This is a genomic window from Gordonia sp. UBA7860 (genome assembly GCF_002500165.1).
Lineage (GTDB): Bacteria > Actinomycetota > Actinomycetes > Mycobacteriales > Mycobacteriaceae > Gordonia > Gordonia sputi.
This window is the reverse complement of the sequence record NZ_DLSO01000086.1, coordinates 645-26,395: the sequence shown is the minus strand read 5'-3', so window position 1 is coordinate 26,395 and position 25,751 is coordinate 645. Positions and strand designations below refer to the sequence as shown.

The 25,751-nt window shown below is 65.7% G+C and carries 25 protein-coding genes; 17 read left to right on the top strand and 8 right to left on the bottom strand.

The window, feature by feature from the left end; genetic code table 11:
• Positions 1–36 precede the first annotated feature (36 nt).
• The 6 genes from dapA to B3T59_RS11530 all read left to right on the top strand — a co-directional run bounded on the left by dapA (position 37) and on the right by B3T59_RS11530 (position 9,164).
• On the top strand, positions 37–942 hold the full coding sequence (gene dapA / locus B3T59_RS11555; protein ID WP_251721139.1) for a 4-hydroxy-tetrahydrodipicolinate synthase: 906 nt from the start codon (positions 37–39) through the stop codon (positions 940–942).
• Positions 942–3,008 (top strand): ribonuclease J, encoded by a 2,067-nt coding sequence (locus B3T59_RS11550; protein WP_287003456.1) that lies wholly within the window; start codon positions 942–944, stop codon positions 3,006–3,008. Before dapA ends, B3T59_RS11550 begins: the two co-directional genes overlap by 1 nt.
• Before the next feature lie 212 nt (positions 3,009–3,220).
• A complete protein-coding gene (locus B3T59_RS11545; RefSeq protein ID WP_287003455.1) occupies positions 3,221–3,991 on the top strand; it encodes a tyrosine-protein phosphatase in 771 nt (256 codons plus the stop codon).
• 35 nt (positions 3,992–4,026) lie between these two features.
• Positions 4,027–4,659: a TIGR03085 family metal-binding protein gene (locus B3T59_RS11540; RefSeq protein ID WP_287003453.1), complete on the top strand. Its 633-nt coding sequence runs from the start codon at positions 4,027–4,029 to the stop codon at positions 4,657–4,659.
• Positions 4,660–4,833: 174 nt separating this feature from the next.
• Positions 4,834–7,887: an FtsK/SpoIIIE family DNA translocase gene (locus tag B3T59_RS11535; protein WP_287003451.1), complete on the top strand. Its 3,054-nt coding sequence runs from the start codon at positions 4,834–4,836 to the stop codon at positions 7,885–7,887.
• A gap of 266 nt (positions 7,888–8,153) precedes the next feature.
• The gene (locus tag B3T59_RS11530; RefSeq protein WP_064861473.1) at positions 8,154–9,164 is read left to right on the top strand and encodes a TerC family protein; all 1,011 of its coding nucleotides are present in this window, start codon (positions 8,154–8,156) and stop codon (positions 9,162–9,164) included.
• Positions 9,165–9,199: 35 nt separating this feature from the next.
• Here the strand turns inward: B3T59_RS11530 and B3T59_RS11525 are convergent, their stop codons facing one another.
• Positions 9,200–9,484 carry a YciI family protein gene (locus tag B3T59_RS11525; RefSeq protein ID WP_064861474.1) on the bottom strand — a complete coding sequence of 95 codons (285 nt, stop codon included), beginning with the start codon at positions 9,482–9,484 and terminating at the stop codon, positions 9,200–9,202.
• A 43-nt stretch (positions 9,485–9,527) separates the two neighbouring features.
• Positions 9,528–10,070, bottom strand: a complete 543-nt coding sequence (locus B3T59_RS11520) for an amino-acid N-acetyltransferase (protein ID WP_064861475.1) — start codon at positions 10,068–10,070, stop codon at positions 9,528–9,530.
• 37 nt (positions 10,071–10,107) lie between these two features.
• Between B3T59_RS11520 and pgsA the strand changes: the two genes are divergently transcribed.
• The 5 genes from pgsA to B3T59_RS11495 all read left to right on the top strand — a co-directional run bounded on the left by pgsA (position 10,108) and on the right by B3T59_RS11495 (position 13,737).
• Entirely contained in the window at positions 10,108–10,794 is a 687-nt protein-coding gene (gene pgsA / locus B3T59_RS11515) for a CDP-diacylglycerol--glycerol-3-phosphate 3-phosphatidyltransferase (protein WP_251721144.1), read from the top strand.
• Positions 10,795–11,011: 217 nt separating this feature from the next.
• Positions 11,012–11,356: a helix-turn-helix domain-containing protein gene (locus B3T59_RS11510; RefSeq protein WP_005204535.1), complete on the top strand. Its 345-nt coding sequence runs from the start codon at positions 11,012–11,014 to the stop codon at positions 11,354–11,356.
• 156 nt (positions 11,357–11,512) lie between these two features.
• The gene (locus B3T59_RS11505; RefSeq protein ID WP_049697476.1) at positions 11,513–12,334 is read left to right on the top strand and encodes a PspA/IM30 family protein; all 822 of its coding nucleotides are present in this window, start codon (positions 11,513–11,515) and stop codon (positions 12,332–12,334) included.
• Positions 12,331–13,533 (top strand): glycosyltransferase, encoded by a 1,203-nt coding sequence (locus B3T59_RS11500; RefSeq protein ID WP_287003459.1) that lies wholly within the window; start codon positions 12,331–12,333, stop codon positions 13,531–13,533. The genes B3T59_RS11505 and B3T59_RS11500 overlap by 4 nt, the downstream gene beginning before the upstream one ends.
• A gap of 9 nt (positions 13,534–13,542) precedes the next feature.
• On the top strand, positions 13,543–13,737 hold the full coding sequence (locus B3T59_RS11495; RefSeq protein WP_005204540.1) for a DUF3046 domain-containing protein: 195 nt from the start codon (positions 13,543–13,545) through the stop codon (positions 13,735–13,737).
• A 30-nt stretch (positions 13,738–13,767) separates the two neighbouring features.
• Here the strand turns inward: B3T59_RS11495 and B3T59_RS11490 are convergent, their stop codons facing one another.
• Positions 13,768–15,045, bottom strand: a complete 1,278-nt coding sequence (locus B3T59_RS11490) for a reverse transcriptase family protein (protein WP_287003450.1) — start codon at positions 15,043–15,045, stop codon at positions 13,768–13,770.
• Positions 15,046–15,615: 570 nt separating this feature from the next.
• Here B3T59_RS11490 and recA point away from each other — a divergent pair.
• Both recA and B3T59_RS11480 read left to right on the top strand, forming a co-directional pair.
• On the top strand, positions 15,616–16,659 hold the full coding sequence (recA, locus tag B3T59_RS11485) for a recombinase RecA (RefSeq protein ID WP_005204544.1): 1,044 nt from the start codon (positions 15,616–15,618) through the stop codon (positions 16,657–16,659).
• Between the two features lie 16 nt (positions 16,660–16,675).
• Entirely contained in the window at positions 16,676–17,233 is a 558-nt protein-coding gene (locus B3T59_RS11480) for a regulatory protein RecX (protein WP_064862992.1), read from the top strand.
• Between the two features lie 2 nt (positions 17,234–17,235).
• On the opposite strand, the gene B3T59_RS11475 is transcribed toward B3T59_RS11480, so the two are convergent.
• From B3T59_RS11475 to B3T59_RS11460, 4 genes are read right to left on the bottom strand one after another with little or no spacing between them, the layout of a single operon-like run.
• The gene (locus tag B3T59_RS11475; RefSeq protein WP_064866799.1) at positions 17,236–18,144 is read right to left on the bottom strand and encodes an amino acid ABC transporter permease; all 909 of its coding nucleotides are present in this window, start codon (positions 18,142–18,144) and stop codon (positions 17,236–17,238) included.
• The gene (locus tag B3T59_RS11470) at positions 18,141–18,812 is read right to left on the bottom strand and encodes an amino acid ABC transporter permease (RefSeq protein WP_287003446.1); all 672 of its coding nucleotides are present in this window, start codon (positions 18,810–18,812) and stop codon (positions 18,141–18,143) included. The genes B3T59_RS11475 and B3T59_RS11470 overlap by 4 nt, the downstream gene beginning before the upstream one ends.
• A gap of 14 nt (positions 18,813–18,826) precedes the next feature.
• Positions 18,827–19,903, bottom strand: a complete 1,077-nt coding sequence (locus B3T59_RS11465; RefSeq protein WP_251721147.1) for a glutamate ABC transporter substrate-binding protein — start codon at positions 19,901–19,903, stop codon at positions 18,827–18,829.
• A 1-nt stretch (position 19,904) separates the two neighbouring features.
• Positions 19,905–20,633 (bottom strand): amino acid ABC transporter ATP-binding protein, encoded by a 729-nt coding sequence (locus tag B3T59_RS11460; RefSeq protein ID WP_064866854.1) that lies wholly within the window; start codon positions 20,631–20,633, stop codon positions 19,905–19,907.
• Between the two features lie 181 nt (positions 20,634–20,814).
• On the opposite strand from B3T59_RS11460, the gene miaB reads away from it, so the two are divergent.
• Both miaB and B3T59_RS11450 read left to right on the top strand, forming a co-directional pair.
• Entirely contained in the window at positions 20,815–22,365 is a 1,551-nt protein-coding gene (gene miaB, locus B3T59_RS11455; RefSeq protein ID WP_231895468.1) for a tRNA (N6-isopentenyl adenosine(37)-C2)-methylthiotransferase MiaB, read from the top strand.
• Positions 22,366–22,473: 108 nt separating this feature from the next.
• The gene (locus B3T59_RS11450) at positions 22,474–23,169 is read left to right on the top strand and encodes a hypothetical protein (RefSeq protein WP_197500823.1); all 696 of its coding nucleotides are present in this window, start codon (positions 22,474–22,476) and stop codon (positions 23,167–23,169) included.
• 23 nt (positions 23,170–23,192) lie between these two features.
• Here B3T59_RS11450 and B3T59_RS11445 read toward each other — a convergent pair whose 3' ends face one another.
• Entirely contained in the window at positions 23,193–24,587 is a 1,395-nt protein-coding gene (locus B3T59_RS11445; protein WP_287003442.1) for a DUF349 domain-containing protein, read from the bottom strand.
• Between the two features lie 176 nt (positions 24,588–24,763).
• Here B3T59_RS11445 and B3T59_RS11440 point away from each other — a divergent pair, with 176 nt between their 5' ends.
• Together B3T59_RS11440 and B3T59_RS11435 are read left to right on the top strand one after the other, a co-directional pair.
• Positions 24,764–25,591, top strand: a complete 828-nt coding sequence (locus tag B3T59_RS11440) for a hypothetical protein (protein ID WP_287003440.1) — start codon at positions 24,764–24,766, stop codon at positions 25,589–25,591.
• 20 nt (positions 25,592–25,611) lie between these two features.
• A partial coding sequence (locus B3T59_RS11435) for an isopentenyl transferase family protein (protein ID WP_414652090.1) occupies positions 25,612–25,751 on the top strand: 140 nt, incomplete at its 3' end.

The window sequence follows — 25,751 nt, the reverse complement described above, 5'->3', positions numbered from 1 at the left end:
GCTAGCGCTCCCGGCGCCACGGTAGCCTTGACCACCATGAACGCAGGAGCGCAGCAGCTGCACACGCACCCCTTCGGGACCAACGTGGTGGCAATGGTGACCCCCTTCCGCGCCGACGGCTCGCTCGATCTCGACAAGGCCGCTGAACTGGCAGATCACTTGGTGTCCAAGGGATGCGACGGACTCGTCGTCTCCGGGACGACCGGCGAGTCTCCGACAACCACGCCGCAGGAGAAGCTCGACCTGCTGCGCGTCGTACTCTCGGCAGTCGGCGACCGCGCCCGCATCACCCAGGGCGCGGGCAGCTACGACACCGCCGAGAGCGTCCGGTTCGCGCAGGCCTCCGAGCAGGCCGGTGCGCACGCGCTTCTCGTCGTCACCCCGTACTACTCCAAGCCGCCGCAGGCGGGGTTGCTGGCACACTTCCGGGCCGTCGCCGATTCGACGTCGCTTCCGGTCCTGCTCTACGACATCCCACCGCGCTCTGTGGTCCCGATCGCCAACGAGACACTCATCGCGCTCGCCGAGCACCCGCGCATCAAGGGCGTCAAGGACGCCAAGGGAGATCTGCACTCGGCGGCAGGCATCATCGCGACGACCGGCCTCGAGTACCTCTCCGGTGAGGACGCACTGAACCTGCCGTGGCTCTCGGTGGGGGCGACCGGATTTGTCAGCGTGATCGGACATCTCGTGCCCGATCGTCTGCGAGACATGCAGATCGCCGTCGAGAAGGGCGATCTCGTCGCAGCACGCGCGATCAACACGTCGATACTCCCGCTGGTCAATGCGATGGGTCGCCTCGGTGGGGTGACCATGGTCAAGGCGTCGCTACGTGTTCTGGGCTTCGACGTCGGAGATCCGCGTTTGCCGCAGGTGCCCGCGACGGGCCCGCAGATCGAAGCGCTGATCACCGACCTGCGTGCGGCGGGGGTGCTCGCCTGATGGCAACCCAACGTCGACGTAGCGCCTCACGCCAAGCCGGACCTCCTACGCCGGCAGCGGAACGTCCGGTGCAGGCACCCGAGCAGAAGAAGGCGCCGGCCCAGGAACCTCCCGCCAAGCAAGCGCATGCCCAGCAAGCTCCCGCGCAAGAAGCTCCTGCCCAGCAAGCCGCCCGGCGTGAGACCCGCGTGCAGGATGCGCCCGCGCAAAAGCAAGCACCAGCGCAGCAGAGTTCCAAGTCATCCGGCGAACAGAACCCGGGACGTGGTCGGCGTCGCGGCAGGCACGAGCGTCGGGACGATGCGCAAGCCTCGGGTAGCAGTAAGCAGACGGGGGCTCAAGGACAGGCCGGCCGTCGCGAGTCGATCCCCGTAGACCCGGCGATCGACCGGCTCGGTACCCCTCGCAAGCTGCCACGTGGCGGACTCCGCGTGGTCGCGCTGGGCGGAATCGGCGAAATCGGCCGCAACATGACTGTTTTCGAGTACAACGGGCGGCTGCTGATCGTCGACGCCGGAGTCCTGTTCCCCGAGGACGCGCAGCCCGGCGTCGACCTCATCCTCCCCGATTTTCGCTACATCGAGGATCGCATCGACGACGTCGAAGCGGTTGTCCTAACCCACGGTCACGAGGATCACATCGGCGCCGTGCCGTTCCTGCTGCGTTTGCGGAGCGATATCCCGGTCGTCGGTGCGAAATTCACTCTCGCGCTCGTCGACGCGAAGTGCAAGGAACATCGTCTGCGGCCCAAGCTCGTCGAGGTGCGAGAGGGCGATCGGCTCGACTTTGGGCCCTTCGACCTCGAGTTCTTCGCGGTCAACCACTCGATCCCGGATGCGCTCGCGGTTGCCATTCGCACGCCAGCGGGTCTTGTGTTGCACACCGGCGACATCAAGCTCGACCAGCTCCCACTCGACAACCGCCTCACCGACCTCGCGGGCTTCAGTCGTCTCGGCGACGAGGGCGTCGACCTGTTCCTCGTCGACTCCACGAATGCCGAGGTCCCCGGGTTCGTGACGCCGGAACGCGAGATCGGCTCGGTTCTCGACCAGGTCATCGGCAAGGCCAAGCAGCGCGTGATCGTCGCATCATTCGCCAGCCACGTGCACCGCATCCAACAGATCATCGACGTCGCGCACGCCCACAACAGGCGTGTGACCTTCGTCGGGCGGTCCATGGTGCGCAACATGCAGATCGCCCAGGATCTGGGATATTTGCACGTGCCCGACGGCGTCGTCGTCGACATGGATACCGCCGCGACGCTCCCGGATCACCGGTTGGTGCTGATTTCGACCGGTTCGCAGGGCGAGCCGCTCTCGGCGTTGTCGCGGATGGCTCGTGGCGAACATCGTCAGATCAACATCCGCGCCGACGACCTCGTCGTGCTGGCGTCGTCGTTGATCCCGGGCAACGAGAATTCGGTGTTCGCCGTCGTCAACGGGCTCGCCAAGCGAGGCGCGACCGTGATCACTCAGCAGAACGCCAAGGTTCACGTCTCCGGGCATGCCTCGGCGGGCGAGCTGCTCTACCTCTACAACGCCGTGCGGCCCACCAACGCCATGCCGGTGCACGGGGAATGGCGTCATCTGCGCGCCAACGCGGCTCTCGCGGTGGCGACAGGTGTGCACCCCGATCGCGTGATGCTCGCCGAGGACGGCGTCGTCGTCGACCTCGTCGACGGTCAGGCGCAGATCGTCGGACGGGTGCCCGTCGGCCACGTCTACGTCGACGGACTGTCGGTCGGCGACGTGGGGGAGTCGACGTTGTCCGAACGTCTCGTCCTCGGGGAGGGCGGGTTCATCGCGATCACGGTCGCCATCGACGCCGCCACCGGTCGTGCTGTCAGCCCGCCCGAGGTCTCCGGACGTGGCTTCTCCGACGATCCGGAAGCGCTCAAAGAGGCTGCGAACCTGGTCGACCAGGCGCTCGATTCGCTTGCGGCAGAAGGGGTTACCGACGCGCATCGGATCGCCCAGACGATTCGACGAGTGGTCGGACGCTGGGTTGCCGACACGTATCGTCGACGCCCGATGATCGTGCCGACCGTGCTTGCCGTCGGTTCGTGACGGGCTGTGGTCGGTCTCACGTCTCGACGTGAGGCGCCAGTCGATATGCTCACTGCGGCCCGCGGTTTCGCGGGTGGGCGACGGGGCGCGGTGTCTCGTTGTGAGGTGACATGACGCCCCGAAAGGCCAGCCCCGAAGTGACTTCGAATACGCGTAGCGACGCCCGGTCTCGTGCCACAGCTGCAGCCAGGAGAATCACGATCGCCGCGACCGTGCTGAGCACCACGCTGATCCCACTCGGGGTTGCGACAGCAGCGCAGGCGCAGGCCGCTCCCGCCGTGATCACCGCGCACGCCGCTCCCGCGCCGCTGGCCATCTCGGTGCCCGGTGTCCAGAACGCCCGCACCTTTGCCAACTACACGACGATCAGCGGAATGCGCATCTCCGACAAGGTGATTCGCAGCGCGAATCTTGCTTCCCTCACTCCCGCCGGCGTCGGTGTGCTCGAGCGACACCAACTGCGCTCGATCATCGATCTGCGCACTCAGCTCGAGTCCACTGTGCAGCCCGACAAAGCGGTTCCCGGTGCCGCGCGCCACAGTTTCGACGTCCTCGGTGCGGTCCCGGTGTCGTACCTCGTCGATCTGCCGAGCGCCTACCGCGCCTTCGTGACCGATCCGCACGCGCGCGAGGCATTCCGCGCGTCGCTGCTCGACATCAAGAACACCGTTGGCGCAGGCGGATCGGTGCTGTTCCATTGCAGCGCGGGCAAAGATCGTACGGGGTGGCTCGCGGCAGTCCTGCTCACCGTTCTCGGTGTCGATCGTCACGTCGTCGACGCCGACTTCCTCGCCAGCAATACGTTCCGCCACGCATCGCCCAACGATCCTCTCAACGGCGTGAACATCGGACTGCTGAACACCGCGTTTGCTGCTGCAGACGAGACCTACGGCAGCTTCGAGAACTACGTCCACCAGGGACTGCGGCTCTCCGATTCGGATATAGCGGGACTGAAGAAGGCGTTGCTGCTGCCATCGATCTGAACCGCGACGCAGTCCGGTCTGGCTAGGGTGGAGTGGTGACTCTTGCACAGTCGGAACGGGCGGCGTTGGCCGCGACGCTGCAGACCGTCGGACCAGACGCGCCCACGCTGTGCGGCGACTGGGATACCCGCGACCTCGCGGCACACCTGGTGATCCGCGAGCGTCGGCCCGACGCAGCGCTCGGAATCGTCGTCAGTCCGTTGGCCCGGCACACCGAGAAGGTGCAGGCGCACACCGCTGCCCAGCCATGGCCCGACCTCGTCGAGGAGGTTGCCGACGGTCCGCCGTGGTATTCGATGTTCCGCCTTGTCGACCAGTGGGCCAATCTCGCCGAGATGTTCATCCACCACGAGGACGTGTTGCGCGGTGGTGCGGACCCAGACGGACCGTGGACTCCTCGCGAGCTGAGTGCTGACATGACGCAGGCACTACGTACCCCGCTGAAGGGTATGGGGAAGCTCACACTGCGGTCGATGCCTGCCCAGGTCACGCTCGCGACACCGGACGGCGAGAACCTGCTGGTCGTGGGGTCAGGTGAACCGGTGATGGCCACTGGGACCGTCGGCGAGTTGCTTCTGTTTGCCTACGGACGCGCACCCGTCGCGATCACCTGGTCCGGCGATCCCGATGCGATCGCGGCGGTCTTGGCGACCACCCGCTCCGTATGAATTCCCCAGTGTGAATCTCCCCGTCTGAATCCCGCTTATTCTTCCGTTGAGCTGCGTGTTCGTACGTCGGCGTCGTAGCGGGTGATCCGGGCAACGGTTACGAATTCGACACACAGTCGTGTTGCCTGTGTTGTGCATGTGACTCAGGTGATGGGTGACCACTAGTCTGTCCGTATGGCTTCGAAGGCAGGCACGAGTTCAGCCGCGGCCGCGTCACGCGCAAGCGGTGGACAGCGCGCAGCGGCGGGACGGGGTGCAACGGGGGGACGGACAGGCCGTCAGCAGCGCACGGGTGGTGAGCGACGCCAGACTGCGGCGTCGGGGAGTCGCTCGTCAGGATCGCGCGCGAACACTACCGGACGTACTCGCTCATCATCGTCGACGTCGTCGGGGCGTAAGCAGGGTTCGGCACGCAAGCAGACTTCGGGACGTCAACAGCAGGCCCGCAAGCAGCAGTCCGCCGACATCAGTCGACGTTCCGCAGGCGCTGTGGTCGGTCGGGGAGTCGGCCGTGGTCTCGGCGGTGCGTGGTCGCTGCTCGCGAGGGGGGTCGGTTCGGTCGCACGGGCGGGCACCGGGCACTCCACGACAGCGCCGGTTGGCGACGGGGATTTCACTGACGGGGACTTCGCTGACGGGGACTTCAGGGACGGGGACTTCAGAGACGGGGATGTCACCGACGACGGCTACCTGACCTCCGATGACGTCGCAGGTTTCGAGGGCCGTCGCGACCGGCACGCACCCGGTGCACAGGGACATTCGCATCGGCGCGACGGGACGGGGCTGGCGTTGCTCGCCCTGGCACTGCTCGTCTCTGTCGGAGTGTGGCTTGGGGCGGCCGGTCCGGTCGGCGCGTTCATCGACGCTCTGGTGCGGGCCGTCGTCGGTACCGCGGCACTGTTGGTACCCGTCGCTCTCGTCGCGGGCGCGATCGTGCTGATGCGACGGGGTCCGAACCCCGAGAAGCGCGCGCGGTACATCGGTGGCACATTGCTCATCGTCTTGCCGCTGCTGGGTCTGATGCACCTGGTGGCCGGGGCGCCCGAGGACCTTCCCGGCCGGTCACATGCGGGCGGATTCGTCGGATACGTCGTCGGGACGCCACTCACCGCGGGCGTCACCGCGTGGGTGTCGGTGCCGATCCTGGTGTTGTGCATCGCTTTCGGGGTCCTGATTCTCTCCGGCCGCACGATCCGCGAGGTCGTCGACGCTGCCGCGGGCTGGCTCGGACTGGGCGGCGGGCGCATCGACGACGACGATCTCCCGTGGGACGACGATGCAGAGTACGAAGACGCCGAGTACGAAGGCGATGCGGCCTATGGCGATGACGCCGTCGATGCTGACGACGACTTCGCCACCGGTGGATGGTCTCGTTCGGCGGGTCTCCGCTCCGACGACCCGTACGAGAACTACCCGCCCGACGACGATTCGACGGTGCGTCCCCGGCGGCGCACTGCGCGCTCGGATCGGCGTAGCGCACCCATCGCGGTGCCGACACCGACCGTCGACGTCGCAGACGCCCCGACCGACAACTTCGACGACATGCTGACCGAACCCGTCGTCGACGAGGTCACCGAGCAGATCGCGCGGCCGGCTACCATGACGACCCGCAAGCGCGCAGGCGAGGTTGCCAAGTCGCGCAGTCGCGAGACGTCTGCGCCCGCACAGCCCGTAGCACCGGAGCCTGCCGTTGACACCGCCGCCGACTCGGATGCCCTTGTGCTCGCCGATGTCGAAGGTGACTACCGCCTACCGCCGGCCACGTTGCTCGTCGACGGTGACCCGCCCAAGCGTGGTAGCGAGACCAACGACGACATGATCGATCGCATCACCGGGGTCCTCGAGCAGTTCAAGATCGACGCGGCGGTCACCGGGTACACCCGCGGACCGACCGTCACGCGATACGAGGTGGAGCTCGGTCCCGGTGTGAAGGTCGAGAAGATCACCGCGCTGCAGCGCAACATCGCCTACGCGGTCGCCACCGACAACGTTCGGTTGCTCGCACCCATCCCGGGTAAGTCCGCGGTCGGTATCGAGGTGCCCAACTCCGATCGGGAGATGGTGCGCCTGGCAGACGTCCTCAAGGCGCCGTCGACCCGCAAGGACTCGCATCCGCTGGTGATCGGCCTGGGCAAGGACATCGAGGGCGATTTCGTGAGCGCCAACCTCGCGAAGATGCCGCATCTGCTGGTCGCTGGTTCGACGGGTTCGGGTAAGTCGAGCTTCGTGAACTCGATGCTCGTGTCGTTGCTGACGCGTGCCACGCCGGAGCAGGTGCGGATGATCCTCATCGACCCGAAGATGGTGGAACTCACGCCGTACGAAGGCATTCCGCACCTGATCACGCCGATCATCACGCAGCCCAAGAAGGCTGCTGCTGCGCTCGCGTGGCTGGTCGAAGAGATGGAGCAGCGTTACCAGGACATGAAGGCGTCGCGGGTGCGTCACATCGACGACTTCAACAGCAAGGTGGCCTCAGGTGAGATCACGACGCCACTCGGTTCCGAACGCGTCTACAAACCGTATCCGTACATCCTTGCCATCGTCGACGAGCTCGCCGACCTGATGATGACCGCCCCACGCGACGTCGAGGATGCGATCGTCCGCATCACGCAGAAGGCACGTGCTGCCGGTATCCACCTCGTGTTGGCGACTCAGCGACCCTCCGTCGACGTCGTCACCGGTCTGATCAAGACCAACGTGCCGTCGCGATTGGCGTTCGCGACGTCGTCGCTGACCGACTCGCGCGTCATCCTCGATCAGCCGGGCGCCGAGAAGCTCATCGGCATGGGCGACGGACTGTTCCTTCCGATGGGCGCGAACAAGCCTGTCCGTATGCAGGGAGCGTTCATCACCGACGAGGAGATCGCCGCCGTCGTCGACTACGCACGTGAGCAGGCCGATCCCGAGTACACCGAGGGCGTGACGACAGCCAAGGCCGGCGACAAGAAGGACATCGACGGCGATATCGGCAACGATCTCGACGATCTACTGCAGGCCATCGAACTCGTCGTGTCGAGCCAGTTCGGCTCGACGTCGATGTTGCAGCGCAAGCTGCGCGTCGGGTTCGCCAAGGCAGGGCGACTGATGGACCTCATGGAGACACGCGGTGTCGTGGGTCCGAGCGAGGGGTCGAAGGCGCGTGAGGTACTGGTGAAGCCGGACGATCTCGCAGGGGTCATCGCGTCGATCACCGGTGGTGGCGACACGGCGAGCAGCGACGAATAGCCAATTTCGGGCATAGCGGACGAACGGGATATACCTCGGCTTCATTCAACTGTTAAAGTGGTCGGCAGATCGAAGAGGGGAGTATCCCCAACCTCGCAGTCTGTCCGTCAATACGGTCGGGAGGTCGACGATGCAGATCATCGCGCGACACCCCCAGCCCGGACAACTGGTCCGGATTCATCGCTGCACAGTACGAGGCGGCGCCGGGCGGGAGAGACCTCTGGCATCGCAACCGTTTTGTGCTGCGCGCTGGAGGTAGACCTTTCGTGAATGTTTCACCCACCGTCTGGGCGATCACCTGTGTGGTGATCCTCGGCCTCTTCGTCTTCGACTTCTTCGCCCACGTCCGCGTTCCACACGCGCCGTCGCTCCGCGAATCCGGCATGTGGTCGGCAATCTACATTTCGATCGCCGTCGTCTTCGGTCTCTTCGTCTGGTGGCAATGGGGCGGAACCTATGGCGGTGAGTACTTCGCCGGCTACGTCACCGAGAAGGCGCTGTCCGTCGACAACCTCTTCGTGTTCGTGATCATCATGAGCAAGTTCGCGGTGCCCCGCGAGTACCAACAGAAGGTACTGCTTCTCGGCATCGTGATGGCGCTGGTGATGCGCGGCGCGTTCATCGCCGTCGGCGCCGCAGCGATCAACGCCTATAGCTGGGTGTTCTACCTCTTCGGCGCCTTCCTCATCTTCACGGCGATCAAGCTGCTCCGAGAGAGCGACGACCCCGTCGAGCACGAGGAGGAGCGCGAGACGAGGCTCGAGCGGTTCCTCAAGAAGCGTTTGCGCACCAGCGACGAATACGACGGAGACAAGCTGTTCACCCGGATCAACGGCAAGCGGTGGGCCACGCCGATGCTGCTCGTCCTGATCGTCATCGGTTTCACCGACGTCTTGTTCGCGCTCGACTCGATTCCCGCGATCTACGGCCTCACACAGGAGCCGTACCTGGTGTTCACGGCCAACGCATTCGCGTTGATGGGCCTTCGACAGCTCTACTTCCTGCTCGGCGGGCTACTCGACCGGCTGGTGTTCCTGTCCTACGGTCTCTCGTTCATCCTCGGCTTCATCGGCGTGAAGCTGGTGCTGCACGCCCTCCACGAGAACACGCTGCCGTTCATCAACGGCGGCGAGCACGTCGCGGTACCGGAGATCTCGACGGTGCTGTCGTTGTCGGTCATCCTCGCGACACTCGTGATCACCACGGTGGCGAGCCTGCTCTGGTCCAAGCGCAAGGGTGCGTCGTCGAGCGAACCGGTGGTCCGACACGACGAGTAGCGTCGTCGACCTGCCCGGGTGTGCGGCGGGCTGAGCTAGTCGGTGAAGGGGCCGTACACCTGGGTCCACTCGACGACCCGGACGCCGTCGATGGCCTGGTGCGCGTTGAACGGATCGTTGGCGATGAACACCTCAGCCTCGTCGAGGTCGGTGCCCCGTACGAGGATCAACGCGCCCGAGCCGTCGGGGTAGGGGCCGGTCATCAGCACGTTGCCTGCTTTGAACTCCTCGGCCAACCACTCGCGGTGCAATGCCCGGTGCTCGTCTCGCACGGCGGCTTTGGCCGGGCCGTAGGTGTAGTGGACTGCGAAGATCGCCACGATGTCGCTCCTGGTGTGTGGTTGGTCAAGGTGTTTGCCCGGGTCAGGGCGTAGGTTCGGTAGAACTCTTGTCGAGATGGGCGAGCATGCGGGTGTTGCCGAGGGTGTTCGGCTTGACGTAGCTGAGGTCGAGGAACTCGGCGACGCCGGTGTCGTACGAGCGGCACATCTCTTCGTACACCTCGCGGGTGACAGGCGTGCCCTGGATCTCGCGGAACCCGTGCCTTCCGAAGAAGGCGGTCTCAAAGGTCAGCACGAACACTCGGGACAGTTGGAGTTCCCGCGCAACCGACATGAGCTGACCCACCAGCAGGTGCCCGATCCCGCGGCCGGCGAAGCGCGTGTCGACCGCGACGGTACGTACCTCGCCCAGATCGGCCCAGAGAACGTGTAGCGCACCGCAACCCACGACGATGTCGTCGAGCTCGGCGACCCAGAACTCCTGGACTGACTCGTACAGCGTGACGAGGTTCTTCTCGAGCAGGATTCTGCCCGCGTAGAGGTCGATGAGCTCCTTGATGCGGGGCACGTCGGACGTGCGGGCGCGTCGAATGAGGGGCACCGTTTCCTGTTCGGCAGTGGGCACGGCATATGAGCCTAGTCGCGACAGATACGCTGGAGGGGTGCGGACTCCCGATCACATCGCCGACCCGGTCGACCCGGTGCCGGTGGTCAACATCGCCAATGCGCTGACGGTGTTCCGCATCGTGCTGGTTCCCGTGTTCATCGCAGTGCTCTTCATCGACGGCGGGCACAACGCGGTGTGGCGGGTCGTCGCCGCCGTCATCTTCGCGGGTGCTGCATTCACCGACAGAGTCGACGGCAGGCTGGCCCGCGAACGCGGACTCGTGACCGACTTCGGGAAGATGGCGGATCCGATCGCCGACAAGGCGCTGATCGGTGCGGCGCTCATCGGTCTGTCGATCCTGGGTGATCTGAGCTGGTGGGTGACCGGCATCATCCTGGTCCGCGAGTTGTGGGTGACGCTCCTGCGCTTCTGGGTGATTCGATACGCGGTGATCCCGGCGAGCCGCGGCGGCAAGCTGAAAACGTTGCTGCAGTCGGTCGGTATCGGGCTCCTGGTGCTCCCGTTGCACGGTCCGTGGCACACGATCGCGATGGTGATCATGTGGGCCGCCGTCGCTGTGACCGTGGTGACGGGCTTCGACTACACCTGGCAGGCGCTACGCGTGCGCGTCCGGGCGGCTCGGTCGGACTCGACGACCGGTTCGCTACGCAAGGCCCCCGAGTGCCGCAAGACTTCTGACTCCCTTCCGCCTTCGCCGCACCGCCATTCCGACACCGTGTGATGGGTACGCGCCACTAGTCGACGTCGCGCGCAGTTGCGACGCGCGGACGAACGGCGTACGGCGACTGTCGGAACTTTGGACTAGTGTCGTGCAGACACACGGGGGACGGTGTGCGAAGGTTCGGGAACGTATCGGCTGTCTCCGGCGTTGAAGCCGAACGGACACAAGAGACAGACACACGACACAGACCACGACACAGACACCGAGAGGAGACTCAATGGCGATGCTCTTGCGCGAAGCGCTAGGCGACAGCTTGCGCCGGGTGCGTACCCAGCAAGGCCGAACGCTGCGCGAAGTATCCACGAATGCACGGGTCAGTCTGGGATATCTGTCCGAGGTGGAACGCGGCCAGAAAGAGGCGTCGAGCGAACTGCTCGCCTCGATCTGTGATGCTCTCGACGTCGAGATCGCCGACCTGCTTCTCGACGTCGGCACGGCCATGCGACCTGAAACAGCCGACGCCGATGCGATGGCATTGGCGGGCGAATCGGGTCTCGGTTCACCGAAGGTCGTCATCCCATCGCCCGACACTCACCGGACCACTGCGCTTGCCGCTGCCTGACAAGTGCCAATCTGTCGGTGGGTAGGCGCTAGATTGGTCTAAGTACATCGACAGACCCCGCTGCATCGACAAGACCGGCCGAGTCGTTGAGACCGCTGAATCGATAAGACCTGTCGGACCGAGGTTCGACGACGCTGAATGGAGTTGACGAAGAGCATGGCGAATCCGTTCGTGAAGCTGTGGCGCTACCTGATGGCAGCAGGCAACGCGAAGATCGACGAGAACGCCGATCCGAAGATCCAGATCCAGCAGGCGATCGAAGACGCGCAGCGTCAGCACCAAGCGCTGTCCCAGCAGGCGGCCGCCGTCATCGGCAATCAGCGTCAGCTCGAGATGAAGCTCAATCGGCAGCTAGAGGAGATCGAGAAGCTGCAGGCGAATACCCGTCAGGCGCTGACTCTTTCTGATCAGGCGACAGCCGCAGGCGACACGCAGAAGGCCCAGGAGTACACGAACGCTGCCGAGGCGTTCGCCGCGCAGCTCGTCACCGCGGAGCAGAGCGTCGAAGATCTGAAGGCTCTTCACGATCAGTCGTTGCAGGCCGCCGAGCAGGCCAAGCACGCTGTCGAACGCAACGCGATGATTCTGCAGCAGAAGCTTGCCGAGCGGTCGAAGCTCCTCAGCCAGCTCGAGCAGGCCAAGATGCAGGAGCAGGTGTCGGCCTCGCTCAACCAGATGAGCGAACTGTCGGTACCCGGAAACACCCCGAACCTCGATCAGGTGCGCGACAAGATCGAACGCCGCTACGCCAACGCACTGGGCTCGGCCGAACTGGCCAAGAACAGCGTTCAGGGTCGCATGCAGGAAGTGCAGCAGGCCAGCGTTCAGATGGCAGGCCACTCTCGCCTCGAGCAGATCAGGGCCAGCATGAACGGCGGAGCACTACCGTCCGGTGGTACGGCGGCGCAGCCGGCTCAGAACGCGGCCCCTGCCCAGCAGCCGACGCAGCCTGCGACCGAGCCCCCCACCAGCAACTGACGGGTACACCGCCCCGCGTCGGGATCGTTGCCGGACCAGACGCCGGGCACGCTTTTCCGGCGTTCGCACTCGCCGAGCGCTGCCGCGACATCGGTTGGCATTCGACCGTATTCACCGGCACGCAGTGGTACGCCGCGGCCGGTAGTCGGGGCATCGACATCGCAGAGCTCCCGGAACTGCGCCCGGACGATGCCGACGATGACCTCGACGCCGGGGAGAAGCTGAGCGGGCGAGCAGCCCGCATGGCAGTCCGTCTCGCGCCGGTGCTGGCGAGTCGACGTATCGACCTGGTGGTCTCGGACGTCATCACCGTTGCCGGATCGTGGGCCGCAGAGCTGACCGGGTTACCGTTCGTCGAACTGTCGCCGCACCCGCTGTACGCGCCGTCGAAGGGGCTGCCGCCGGTCGGGGCAGGTATGGCGCCCGGCCGCGGACTCCGTGGCCGGTTGCGCGATATAGCGATGCGTGCCGCGAGCAATCGGTCCGTCGCTCTCGGCGTGCGTCAGCGCGCCGCAGCGCGCAGCGGCATCGGTCTTGCGGATCGGGTACCGTCGCCTGCCGCCCGACTGATCGCGACCCTTCCCGCCATGGAGGTCTGGCGACCGGATTGGCCGCGCGACACCCATCTCGTCGGTCCGCTGCTCTGGGAGCCGACCGCTCAGATCTTCGAACGGCCCTCGGGAGAAGGGCCGCTGGTCGTAGTCGCGCCGTCGACCGCGGTCACCGGTTGTCAGGATCTGCTCGACGAGACACTCGGCGCACTCGGCGCGATAGCGTCACGGACCCCGATACGGGCCGTGATCTCGTCACTGGACCCGCCTGCACAGGACACACTCGCGCGTGCAGGCGCGGCGTCGGTGAGCTTCGGACTCGGTCGTCAGGACGAGTTGCTTGCCGATGCTGACCTGGTGGTGTGCGGGGGTGGCCACGGAATGCTCGCGAAGTCGTTGTTGGCCGGAGTCCCCGTCGTCGTCGTTCCCGGCGGCGGTGACCAGTGGGAACTTGCGAATCGGGTGAGCAGGCAGGGCAGTGGTGTGCTTGTTCGGCCCGCCGACTCGGCGTCGATTGCGGAAGCGATCGAGGCGGTACTGCGCGATCCTGGCCACGCCGCTGCTGCTGCGGCGGCACGACGGTCGGCGACCGCGGTGACCGACCCGATCGACGTGCTACGCGGTGTGCTCGCGTCGGCGGGAACGTAGGCTGGCCGAGTGCGTCTCACGGAGTTCACGGAGCTGATGACAACCCAGTTCGGGGTGTCGTCGGCCGATGCGATCCTGGCCGATCACGTGCTCATCGAGTTCGGTGGCCGGACCGGGGCTCAAGCCATCGAAGAGGGCGTTGATCCCCGTGACGTCTGGGTGGCGATCTGCCGCGACTTCGATGTTCCGCGCTCGCGGTGGTGACACCCACGCGGTGAGTTCGGGGCCGAAGAGTCACGCAGTCCAGTCGATGCGGTCGGCCATGTCGAGCAGGCGCTGTCTGCGGACCTCTCCGGTGGCCCCGATCCAGGCGATCAAGCCGTAGACGTGGGCACGAAAGTTGCTGTGCCCGTGATGGTTCTGCGCATGTGCACCGGTCAGCGCAGCGTTGTGTAGCAGCGCCCGCAGGGCGTCGTAGTCGTGTCGCGATACCCGGGGACGGTCGTTGACGACAAGTCCTGCCAGCCGCTGCTGCTGATGGCGATGCATCACGCGGGTCTTCGAGGTGTTGACCGCGAAACCGCAGTCGTCGACGATGCGCGTAACCGTCCACAGTGCACGCGCGGAGTCGAGGTCGTCGCCGGAGACCGCGAGGTCGTCGCCGTATCGGGTGTAGCGCAGGCCGTTGGCGCTGGCATAGCCTGCGATACGTCGATCCACCTGTGCGAGAGCGAGATTCGCGAGATGCGGTGACGTCGGAGCGCCCTGGGGGAGATGTCGTCGACGGAGCAGGCTCGCATGCGCATAGTCGATTCCCGAGAGTTGGTCGGCGGGTGTCGACGTCGTGCACAGCTCGGCGAGAAGACGTGCGATGTGCAGTGGATAGCCGACGTCGTCGAAGATCCGACGGACCCGGCCCACCCCGATCGATTCGAAGCAGTGCAACAAGTCGACGCGCAGCACCGTCGTACGGTCGCTGTGCGGCCACGCGAAGGCGGCAGGTGAGGAGCCCGGCTCGAATCCGCGCGCGGCCGGGTGAGCGGGGATTCGGCCGACGAGCCTGTGCAGGAGCCGACGCTGTGTCTCACGCATCCAGGGCTTGGGTGCCTCGATGACGCGGACCCCGGATCGCTTTTCGCGGCGGAACACCCGATAGTGCCGCAGCCGCGGGTTCGCGGTACGCAACCAGGTACCGCGATCGGCGAACCATTCGAGTTCGGGCACCGTGAAGTCCAGCCATACGGCGAACTGTTCGACGTCGGACAGCGAGGGTAGGTCGTTGGCGAGTGACGGCGCTGGTGGCGGACCGGGAAGTTCGACGACGCGCGTGGCAGGCGGATCGGGCACCGTCCACGGAGTTAGCGCCAGCCGAAAGATCTCATCGGTGTGCGCGGGCTCGTCCGGTGCGAGGGCGAAGGCCTGCTGTGCGACGTCGACGCAGATCTCCGCGGGTAGCTCGATGCCGGCGGCTCGAACGACCGCGGGCCACGTCCAGTCGGCGATCCTGTCGGCGATGGCCGCTGCGAGGACACTGACCTGATCGGCGGTGAACGGCGGTTGCGGTCGGGTCATCGTGATCGGGCAGCCGTGACTGGAGCGGAGGGCGTGACGGGGGCGGATGGACGGCCGGGGTGACCACGAGCCGAGTACTCGTCGCCGGCTGGCACGCGCAGCGTGCGGAGCGGCGTCGGACGCAGGAACCAACTGTGATGTGTACCCAGGGGTTGCCCCTGGGACGGATCTCTCGATCCACTCTCACCCCGGCCGCCCACGTCGACGACCCTAGTTGTTTCTTCGACGAAAGATCGTCAATGCGATATTTCGGCCGAACGTCGCTGCTGTCGGATGGAGGCGCCACTGGGTGGTGGCGAATCGACCTTCGCCCGCGTGTCGCACTTGCCGTCGAACACGTGTTCGCGCAATGCTGTATTCAGTGGAACCACAGCGACCCCGGATGCGTCAGAGATTCTGCCAGACCGGTTTTTGCCAGACCCGGACTCGCCAGATCCGGTTTTGTCAGACCTACCGACTAGCGTCCAACGCAACATGAAACGAACAACGGCCTCGAAGACAGCACGTTCAGCGCGTAGCACGCAGGACGGCACAGACAAACCTCAACCATCCCGAACAAGGAGAGATTCCATGGCTGCAGCTCCCCAGGACCGCGAGAAGGCTCTCGACCTCGCGCTGGCCCAGATCGACAAGAACTTCGGCAAGGGCTCGGTGATGCGCCTCGGTGAGGAGAGCAGGCAGCCGATCGAGGTGATTCCGACCGGTTCCATCGCACTCGACGTCGCGCTCGGTATCGGCGGTCTGCCTCGTGGTCGTGTCGTCGAGATCTACGGCCCGGAGTCGTCGGGTAAGACCACCGTCGCACTCCACGCGGTGGCCAACGCCCAGGCTGCGGGTGGTATCGCCGCATTCATCGACGCAGAGCACGCCCTCGATCCCGACTATGCGGCCAAGCTCGGTGTCGACACCGATGCACTGTTGGTCTCCCAGCCCGACACCGGTGAGCAGGCTCTGGAGATCGCCGACATGCTGATCCGTTCCGGCGCGCTCGACATCTTGGTCATCGACTCGGTGGCCGCGCTGGTGCCTCGCGCCGAGATCGAGGGCGAGATGGGCGACAGCCACGTCGGTCTGCAGGCACGCCTGATGAGCCAGGCGCTGCGCAAGATGACGTCGGCGTTGAGCAGTTCCAAGACCACCGCGATCTTCATCAACCAGCTCCGCGAGAAGATCGGCGTGATGTTCGGGTCACCCGAGACCACCACGGGCGGCAAGGCGCTGAAGTTCTACTCGTCGGTGCGACTCGACGTACGTCGTATCGAAACCCTCAAGGACGGCACCGACGCCGTGGGTAACCGCACTCGCGTCAAGGTGGTCAAGAACAAGGTCGCACCGCCCTTCAAGCAGGCCGAGTTCGACATCCTCTACGGCCAGGGCATCTCCAAGGAGGGCTCACTCATCGACATGGGTGTGGCCGAGGGGTTCATCCGCAAGTCCGGCTCGTGGTTCACCTACGAGGGCGACCAGCTCGGCCAGGGCAAGGAGAACGCCCGAAAGTTCTTGTTGGAGAACACCGACATCCGCGACGAGGTCGAGAAGAAGATCAAGGAGAAGCTGGGTATCGGTGCGGTCGTCGACGCCGACGACATCGCACCCGCGCCGGTGGAATTCTGATCTGCGCGCATCGCCGATGAGTTCACCCCATGACCCCGGGGAGCCGAGTGAGTCCACGACGGAACGGAAAGGTCCGTCCGCGTGGGATGTTGCACTCCGGCTCCTCGGGGTTCGTGCACGTAGCCGTTCCGAGATGGCCCAGCGTCTGACGCGCCGAGGATTCGACGCCGACACCGTCGACGAGGTGATCACTCGGCTCGACGCCCACAAGCTGCTCGACGACGAGGAGTTCGCCGCCGAGTGGGTGCAGTCACGCCACGCCTACTCGGGGCGAGGCCGCGTCGCGTTGCGGCACGAACTCGCCGCCAAGGGAGTCGACGTCGCGATCGTGCAGCGAGCGCTCGATGAGATCGACCCCGAGGACGAACGCGCCGCGGCTCGCAACCTGGTCGACCGGAAGCTCACGCCGACTGTGACCGAGCAGCTTGTCCGCGCCGCCGAGGACAACGACAGATCAGTGCGCGACAAGCACTTTCGACGCCTGGTCGGCATGCTCGTCCGACGCGGCTACCCGCAGGCCACGGCGATCGACGTCGTCGGCGGGGCGATCGACGAGATCACCTCCGCCGACTGACGTCAGGCCCGTGGCTTGGGCGAGGGCATCGGTATGTTCTCCATGGCCGCCTGGTCGACCTGATCGGCGTGGGGCACGTCGTCGGTGTTACCGCCGCGACCCTGCCGCAGTCTCCGCTCGATGTACGTCGCCAACGACGACAGCGCGAAGTTGATGATGATCAGGATGATGGCGATCACGATGAGAACCGGGATGTAGTTGCCGTACCGGGCCGCCGACAGCTGTGCCATGTGAATGATCTCGGAGTATCCGATGACATAGCCGAGCGCGGTGTCCTTGAGGGCAACGACCATCTGCGAAATGATCGCGGGCATCATCGCCGTGACGGCCTGCGGGAGCAGAACCGACAGCATCATCTGTGTCTTGCGCATGCCGAGCGCCTTGGCTGCCTCGGTCTGCCCGGTGGGCAGCGACTTGATGCCCGAGCGCAGGATCTCGGCCATCACCGAGCCGTTGTAGAGCGTCAAGCCGCAGACCACAGCCGCGAAGGCCAACTGTGACGACGGCACCACTCCGTATTGGGCGAAGAAGAACCACAGGAACAGCATCAGGATCAGCACGGGAATCGCGCGGAACACCTCGACCAGCACGGTGCACAGCCCGCGTACCCAGGCGTGATCCGACAGCCGTCCGATGCCCAGGATGGAACCGAGTATCAGTGCGAGCACAATCGAGAGCGCTGCCGCGGCAAGGGTGCGCCACAGACCGGGGAAGATGTATCCGGTCCAGGTGCTCCACGTGACGAATGGCTTCCACTTCTCGGCGGTGAACTGGTCGTTGCCCGCGAACACCGCGATCACGTACGCGAAGATCGCAACGAGGATTGCGATGAAGACAACGGCCACGATCGCGTTGCGGACGCGCGCCCGGGGGCCGGGAGCGTCGTAGAGGACGGTTGCCTTGTCGCTCATCGCTTGACCGCCCATCGCTTTGCGAGCCAACCGAAGACGGCGCCCTCGCTGAGCGTGATGATCATGAATCCGACAGCGATCACCGCGAAGATGACCAGTAGTTGGTCGGCAAACGACTCGATCTCCGTTTTCATCAGTGCCGCGGCTTCGGCGACGCCGATCACCGAGGCGATAGTGGTGTTCTTGGTCAGTGCGATGAGCACGCTGCCCATCGGGCCGATCGTCGCTCGAGTTGCCTGCGGGAGCACGATGATGCCGAACACCTGGGTGAAGGAGAGTCCGAGCGATCGCGCGGCTTCGGCCTGCCCCAGTGGAACGGTGTTGAAACCCGCGCGCAGCGTCTCACAGACGAATGTCGACGTATAGATGATGAACGCGAGGACAGCGAGCCAGAAGTTGTTGGTCTTGATGGTCGACGAGAACGTCAGGCCGAGATTCTGATACAGCCCGATCGCCGCGAACAGCACGATCAGGGTCAGTGGTGTGTTGCGCACGATATTGACGTACGTCGTACCGAAGCCACGCATCACGGGCACGGGGGAGACCCGCATACCGGCCAGGATGGTGCCCCAGATCAGGGAACCGATCGCCGACCAGAACGTCAATTGGATCGTCACCCAGAACGCGGGCCACAACTGCGGCCCCATATCTTCCCAGAGTTCTCTCACGACTGGTCACCTCCTCACTTCAGGCCCGCTGGGCACGGTGTGGACTTCGATTCGAGGAATGCGAGGTCTCCGGGCTTCGGCGTGAACGCGAACTTTGATCCGGGCTTATCCGCGCGCTGCTGGATCTCGTTGACGTAGTCGTCGCCGAGGCTCTTGCGCAGTGCGCTGATCCACGGTGACGGACCGTTGTCGGCGCTCGGCTTCAGCATGGAGTCGAGGGCTTCGTTCACCTTGGTGACCGACTCCGAGTCGCCCTTTGCCAAACCGATCCCGTAGCGCTCAGTGGAGAACGGGGTCCCCGCCGCCTTCAGAGCCTTCTTGACGCATGCGTCCTTGAGGTAGGTCATCTCCACCAGACGGAATTCGCCCTTCCAGAAGTTGGAGTAGCCCGCGAGGATCGATTCGTCGGTGGTCAGTGCGTCGACCTTGCCCCGACGTAGCGCCTCGACGCACGCGGAGTACGAATCATATTCCTGCAGTTCGATATTGGGCAGTTGTGCCTTGACGTTCTGTGCCGACGTCGAGCCGGTGACCGAGCACAGTTTCTTGCCCTTGCCGAGATCGGGGAGATTCTGGATCGACTCGTCGGACTTGCGCACCATCAGCCCCTGATACGTGATCAGGTAGGGGCCACCGAAGTCGACCTTCTTCGCGCGGTTCTCGTTGATCGAGTACGTGGCGGCGATCATGTCGACCTCACCGTGCTCGATCATGGCCTCGCGTCGAGCCGACGGAGTCTCGCGCCACGAGATCTTCGGGTGGGCCACTCCGAGCGAGTCGGCGATGTGATTGACGACGTAGGTGGAGACGGCCGGGTCGAAACCGCTCATGGACTTGTCCGGGTTGTAGATTCCCAGCCCCGGCTGGTCGAACTTGGTGCCGAGCACGACCTCTCCGCTGCGGATCGAGTCGAGCAGGTTCTTCGGCTCGGTGCTCCCACAGCCGGCGAGTAGCGAGACAAAGAGCGCACACACGGGGAGAAATACCGCGAGTGCGATGGTTCGGCGGCCAGGCCGTTTCCGTAGGGCAGTGGTGTCTACAGGCGGGTGCCCGGAGGCATGCCGACGCGTCGTCGGCGACGTGTCGGTCATGTCAGTGGCCCAGGATCTTGCCGAGGAAGTCCCTCGCGCGTTCGGACTGCGGACTGTCGAAGAAGCTGTCCGGATCGGTGTCCTCGACGATCGCGCCGTCGGCCATGAAGATCACTCGGTCGGCAGCCTTGCGGGCGAAGCCCATCTCGTGGGTGACCACGAGCATGGTCATGCCCTCCTTGGCCAGCGAGACCATCACGTCGAGCACCTCGTTGACCATCTCTGGGTCGAGAGCCGACGTCGGCTCGTCGAACAACATCACCTTCGGGTCCATGGCGAGTGCGCGTGCGATCGCGACGCGCTGTTGCTGGCCGCCGGAGAGTTGCGCGGGGTACTTGTCCTTCTGACTGGCGATGCCGACGCGTTCGAGGAGTTCGAGTGCGCGCTTCTCGGCGTCGGCCTTGCTCTTCTTGCGGACCTTGGTCGGCGCGAGTGTGACGTTCTGCAGAATTGTCTTGTGCGCGAACAGGTTGAACGACTGGAAGACCATTCCGACGTCGGCGCGCAGAGTGGCCAGGTCGCGGCCTTCCTCGGGGAGTGGCCGTCCCTCGACGAAGATCTCACCGGAGTCGATGGGTTCGAGCCGGTTGATCGTGCGGCACAGCGTCGACTTGCCCGAGCCGGATGGGCCGAGCACCACGACCACTTGTCCGGCGGGGACCTCGAGGTCGATGTCCTTGAGGACGTGCAGCTCGCCGAAGTGCTTTTGCACGTTCTTGAGCACGATCATCTTGGTTCCGGATGCGGGAGCCGGGGTCGCGGGTCCGACCGCCGAACCCCCTGTCGGTGAATCGGTCATAACCGTCGACACTAATGCCGGGAACCCTCACAGGCGCGGTGAATGAGAACCTCGGCGTTGCGCGTGTGGTGACCGTGACGGCGATTTGCACCGGCACCGTACCCTGGATCCAGTGAGTACGGAGTTGTCGGAGCGGCATGAGCTGCCGCAATCGGGGCGCAGCTATCAGGTGCGTACCTATGGCTGCCAGATGAACGTGCATGATTCCGAGCGCATCGCGGGTCTTCTCGAAGATGCCGGTTACGTGCGCGCCGACGAGGACGGCGATGCCGATCTCGTCGTGTTCAACACATGCGCGATCCGTGAGAACGCCGACAACAAGCTGTACGGCAACCTGTCGCACCTCGCGCCGGTGAAGACACGACGACCCGGCATGCAGATCGCGGTCGGCGGATGTCTCGCGCAGAAGGACAAGGACACGGTGTTGCGCAAGGCGCCGTGGGTCGACGTCGTCTTCGGTACGCACAACATCGGTTCGCTGCCCGCACTGCTCGACCGCGCCCGACACAACGAGGAGGCGCAGGTCGAGATCCTCGATTCACTCGAAGCCTTCCCGTCGACGTTGCCGGCCAAACGTGACTCGGCCTACTCCGGGTGGGTGTCGGTGTCCGTCGGATGCAACAACACCTGCACCTTCTGCATCGTTCCGTCGTTGCGCGGCAAAGAGGTTGATCGACGCCCTGGCGACGTACTCGCCGAGGTGAAGGCGCTCGTCGATCAGGGCGTGCTCGAGGTGACGTTGCTCGGACAGAACGTCAACGCCTACGGCATGTCGTTCGCCGATCCCGAACTGCCCCGAAATCGCGGCGCGTTCGCCGATCTGCTGCGCGCCTGCGGCGACATCGACGGCCTTGAACGCGTCCGATTCACCTCGCCGCATCCGGCAGAGTTCACCGACGACGTCATCGACGCGATGGCGCAGACACCCAACGTCTGCCCGCAGCTGCACATGCCGCTGCAGTCGGGGTCGGATCGCATTCTGCGGGCCATGCGACGCAGCTATCGCACGACCAAGTTCCTCGGCATCCTCGACAAGGTGCGCGACGCGATGCCGCACGCCGCGATCACCACCGACATCATCGTCGGATTTCCCGGTGAGACCGAAGAGGACTTCGCCGCAACGCTCGACGTGGTCGAGCGTGCGCGGTTCTCGAGCGCGTTCACCTTCCAGTACTCGCCTCGACCGGGCACACCCGCGGCAACCATGTCCGACCAGGTGCCGCCGGAGGTGGTCAGTGAGCGCTACCAGCGACTGATCGCGCTGCAAGAGCGCATCTGTCTCACCGAGAACCGGAACCTCATCGGCACCGAGGTCGAGCTGCTGGTCGCGGCGGACTCCGGGCGCAAATCCGCTGACACGGGGCGGCTGACGGGCCGTGCGCGCGACGGGCGACTGGTGCACTTCCGTGCCGGCGACGCGGCTGCCGCGGTCCGGCCCGGCGACGTCGTGGTCACCACCGTCACCGACGCCGCGCCGCATCACCTCATCGCCGACGGGGCCATCGCGTCGCATCGCAGAACCCGTGCAGGCGACGCACACGAACTCAACGCCACCCCGACGACGGCGCCGGTCGGCGTCGGACTCGGTATGCCGGGGGTGGGACCGTCGCCGATGCCTGCGGCCGTCTCCACCGGGTGTTCTTCGGGCGCCTGCGGTTCATGAACCATCGGTGTGACCCGCCGGGCATCCGTGATTTGCCGGGCGCCGTGAACTGCCGAACCACATGAACTGCCAAGCACCCAGCGAGCGACGAGAGATGAGAGGCGCGAGATGAGCGACGAGCCGCGCGAGGACGACACCGACGACCGGATGCCGACGGCCCAACGGGCCACTGGTGGCATACCCGCGGAAGACGCCGCAAGCGGCAGGACCGCACAGGGCGCCGGAAATGACGACGCCGAGTTCGCACAGTACGCAGACGATCTCCGTAAGGCCGAACGTAAGGTCGCGGGCGAGATCGATCCGGGTGCCCGCGCGGTCGTGGTCGCTGTCGCGGTGCTCGTGGCGATGGGGTCGCTGCTACTGCCGCACACCGGTTCGGCGAACGGATTCGACGTGCTGACGTCGTCCGCGGCTGCCGCGACTGAACGTGTCGCGGTGGTCTCGAAGGTGTTCGTCTGGTTCCTGGTGGTGTTCGGAATCTTCGGGTCGATGCTCGCGCTGGTCACCCGACGATGGGTGATCGCGTGGATTGCGTTGTGCGGGTGCGCGATCGGCTGCGTGGCGGGCATGCTCGCGTGGTGGTCGCGGAACACCCCTGGCGTCGGGGGAGTGGCACCGCCGTCGGGTGTCGGCGCGGGGCTTGTCATCGGCTGGCTGGCCCTGCTCGTGCTCACGTTCCACTGGTCGCGCGTCGTGTGGGCCCGCAGCACTTACCACCTCGCGCTCGAAGAGGAGCGTCGTCGGGAAGCGGTGGCACGCGAAGAGGCCGCACGCAAACTGCAGCAGCGCCCCGGCGAGCACTGAAAGTCCGAGCGGGCTCTGCCCCGCTAGCGGTCGGCGATGGCGCTCTGCGCGGCCTGCGCCCATTCGCGCCACTGTGCTGCCTGCTCGCGCAGTTTCTCCGCGTCCCGGTTCTTGCCGCGCTCGGCAGCTTTGGCCGCTTGGTCCTCGAGTTGTGCTGCGCGGTCGGCGAATTGCGCGGCGCGCGCGAGCGCCTCGGGGTCGGTGCGCTGCCACTGAGCATCCTCGGCGTCGCGAATCCGTTTCTCCAACGCGCGCGCACGGCCCTCGAGGCTGTGCATCTGTTCGCGCGGCACCTTGCCGATCTCATCCCACTTCTCCCGGAACGTCCGGAACTCGCGGCGCGCACCGTCGAGGTCGGATGAGGGATCGATGGATTTCTCCGCGGCGTCGAGCAGCGCGATCTTCGCAGTCGCGTTCGCGCTGAACTCGGCGTCGCGCTCGGACGATGCCGCATTTCGGGCGGCGAAGAAGACGTCCTGGGCGGCTTTGAACCGTTGCCACAGTGCCTCGTCGGCGTCGCGCGGTGCCCGTCCGGATGCCTTCCATTCGGCGAGGAGTTCGCGGAAGGCGCCCGCGGTCGGACCCCAATCGGTCGACGACGACAACGCCTCGGCCCGTGCGATCAGCTCCTCTTTACGAGCCTTGGCACCCGCGCGTTCGCGATCGAGATCGGCGAAGTGGGCGCCGCGTCGACGATTGAACGCGTCGCGCGCCTTCGAGTACCGCTTCCACAGCGCGTCGTCGGTCTTACGGTCGATGCCCTTGATGGTCTTCCACTCGTCGAGGATCGCGCGCAGTCGATCGCCTGCGGTCTTCCACTGGGTGGATTCGGCTCCGATGGCCTCGGCCTCGGTGGCGAGCTCCTCTTTGCGCGCGATCGCGGCTGCGCGGGCCTGTTCGCGCTCGGCCTTCAGCGAGTCGGCGACGTCGTCGGCGCTTCCGACGATGACGGTCAGCCGCTGTTCGATGGCCGAGACATCGCCGATGACGCTGGCCTCGGGGAGGGTGTCGAGGAGGTGTTTGGCCGCTGCCTGTGACTTGCGCGGATCGCCGGTGCGTGCGGCGAGGCGCTCTTCGAGTATCTCCACCTCGGTCTCGAGGTCGGAGTATCGACGCGCGAAATGGGCGAGGCCCTCGTCGATGGTGCCCGCTTGCCACGACCCGATCTCACGCTCGCCGTTCGGGGTGATGAGCCAGACGACGCCCTGCTCATCGATACGCCCGAACTCGCGGGGATCGAACGATGCGTGTTTGGCGACCGCGACCGCAGGAACGGGGGTCGGTGCCTGCGCGGCAGGCTTCGGTCCGGGACCAGGTCGAGGGCCGGGTTTGGGACCCGGCTTCGGCGGGCCTGGCCGGGGGCCGGGGGTGGACCCGGATGCGGGTGTGGCCGGTCCGCGGGTGTCGTCGCTCGTCATGGTGTGGTCCCCTCACAGCGTCGGTGGTGCCGCGCGTCACGGCTGCCTTTCACATGGTCCTGAGCGGCTGACGCCAGGACTTCACCTATTCAAGCAGGTCAGGGTTCTCGATGTGCGGCCTGCGCGACATCGCTGACACGAGGGCGGGTGTGTCGGTGCTCCCGGCGGCGTCCGGCATGACGTCGGCTAGCGTCGACGGTGTGCTGGCATGCGTTGTTTTCGTCCCGAGCGCACCGCTGTTGGTTCCCGAACTCGCGGGTCCGGACGCGGTGGACACCCTCGAGGTGCGTGCTGCTGTCCGCGATGCGAGCGTGTTGCTCTCCCGACACGCCACGCGCTGGGTGGCGGTGGGGTCCGACGACCGCATCGCCCCTGTGAGATCCGGCGAGGTGAGATTCGGCGAGGTGAGATCCGGCGAGAACACCACGGTGGGTGATCTGGTGGCATCACGATCGATCCCGACGATGGGCGGTTTCGGCAGGTTCGGCGTCGACGTGCCGGTCTCCCTGGAACGCGCGGGTGGTGAGCGACCCCCCGGACGCCTGCCACTGTCGATGTTGATCGCCGGGTGGCTACGCGGACAGGTCGACGCCGAGTCGGTGCGTCCGGTCGTCGTCGACCCCGACGTACGGCCCGAAGTCGCCTGCGAGCTCGGGAGAGCACTTGGGGCCGAGATCTCCGCCGATCCCGAGCTGATCGGGGTACTGGTCGTGGCCGACGGCGCGACCGCACTCACCCCGAAGGCTCCCGGTGGCGGCCGACGTGGCAGCGCCGTCGAACTCCAGCAGCGCATCGTCGACGGAATCGGGGCAGCGGATGTCGACGTACTCCGCGGACTCGACGTTGCCGCATGCGATGCAGAGGGCGTGGCCGGGCGGGCGGCATGGCAGGTCGTCGCTGGGCTCGTCGGCGACAGCCCGATGACTGCGAAGATCTTCTACGCCGACGCCCCGTTCGGTGTCGGCTACGTCGTCGCGTCGTGGACGCCAGGGGACACGCCGTGAGTGTCGGGAGTGTCGGGGCCGTGGACGTGACTCCGATCGCCGTCGTCGGTCCGACCGCCACCGGGAAGTCCGACCTCGCGCTCGACCTCGCGGAACGACTCGATGGCGACATCGTCAACATCGACGCCATGCAGCAGTACCGCGGCATGGACATCGGCAC

Coding starts and splice junctions, on each gene's coding strand:
- dapA (WP_251721139.1), top strand. CDS start 37: ATGAACGCAGGAGCGCAGCAGCTGCACACGCACCCCTTCGGGACCAAC.
- B3T59_RS11550 (WP_287003456.1), top strand. CDS start 942: ATGGCAACCCAACGTCGACGTAGCGCCTCACGCCAAGCCGGACCTCCT.
- B3T59_RS11535 (WP_287003451.1), top strand. CDS start 4,834: ATGGCTTCGAAGGCAGGCACGAGTTCAGCCGCGGCCGCGTCACGCGCA.
- B3T59_RS11510 (WP_005204535.1), top strand. CDS start 11,012: ATGGCGATGCTCTTGCGCGAAGCGCTAGGCGACAGCTTGCGCCGGGTG.
- B3T59_RS11505 (WP_049697476.1), top strand. CDS start 11,513: ATGGCGAATCCGTTCGTGAAGCTGTGGCGCTACCTGATGGCAGCAGGC.
- B3T59_RS11490 (WP_287003450.1), bottom strand. CDS start 15,045: ATGACCCGACCGCAACCGCCGTTCACCGCCGATCAGGTCAGTGTCCTC.
- recA (WP_005204544.1), top strand. CDS start 15,616: ATGGCTGCAGCTCCCCAGGACCGCGAGAAGGCTCTCGACCTCGCGCTG.
- B3T59_RS11480 (WP_064862992.1), top strand. CDS start 16,676: ATGAGTTCACCCCATGACCCCGGGGAGCCGAGTGAGTCCACGACGGAA.
- B3T59_RS11475 (WP_064866799.1), bottom strand. CDS start 18,144: ATGAGCGACAAGGCAACCGTCCTCTACGACGCTCCCGGCCCCCGGGCG.
- B3T59_RS11465 (WP_251721147.1), bottom strand. CDS start 19,903: ATGACCGACACGTCGCCGACGACGCGTCGGCATGCCTCCGGGCACCCG.
- B3T59_RS11460 (WP_064866854.1), bottom strand. CDS start 20,633: ATGATCGTGCTCAAGAACGTGCAAAAGCACTTCGGCGAGCTGCACGTC.
- B3T59_RS11450 (WP_197500823.1), top strand. CDS start 22,474: ATGAGCGACGAGCCGCGCGAGGACGACACCGACGACCGGATGCCGACG.
- B3T59_RS11445 (WP_287003442.1), bottom strand. CDS start 24,587: ATGACGAGCGACGACACCCGCGGACCGGCCACACCCGCATCCGGGTCC.
- B3T59_RS11440 (WP_287003440.1), top strand. CDS start 24,764: ATGACGTCGGCTAGCGTCGACGGTGTGCTGGCATGCGTTGTTTTCGTC.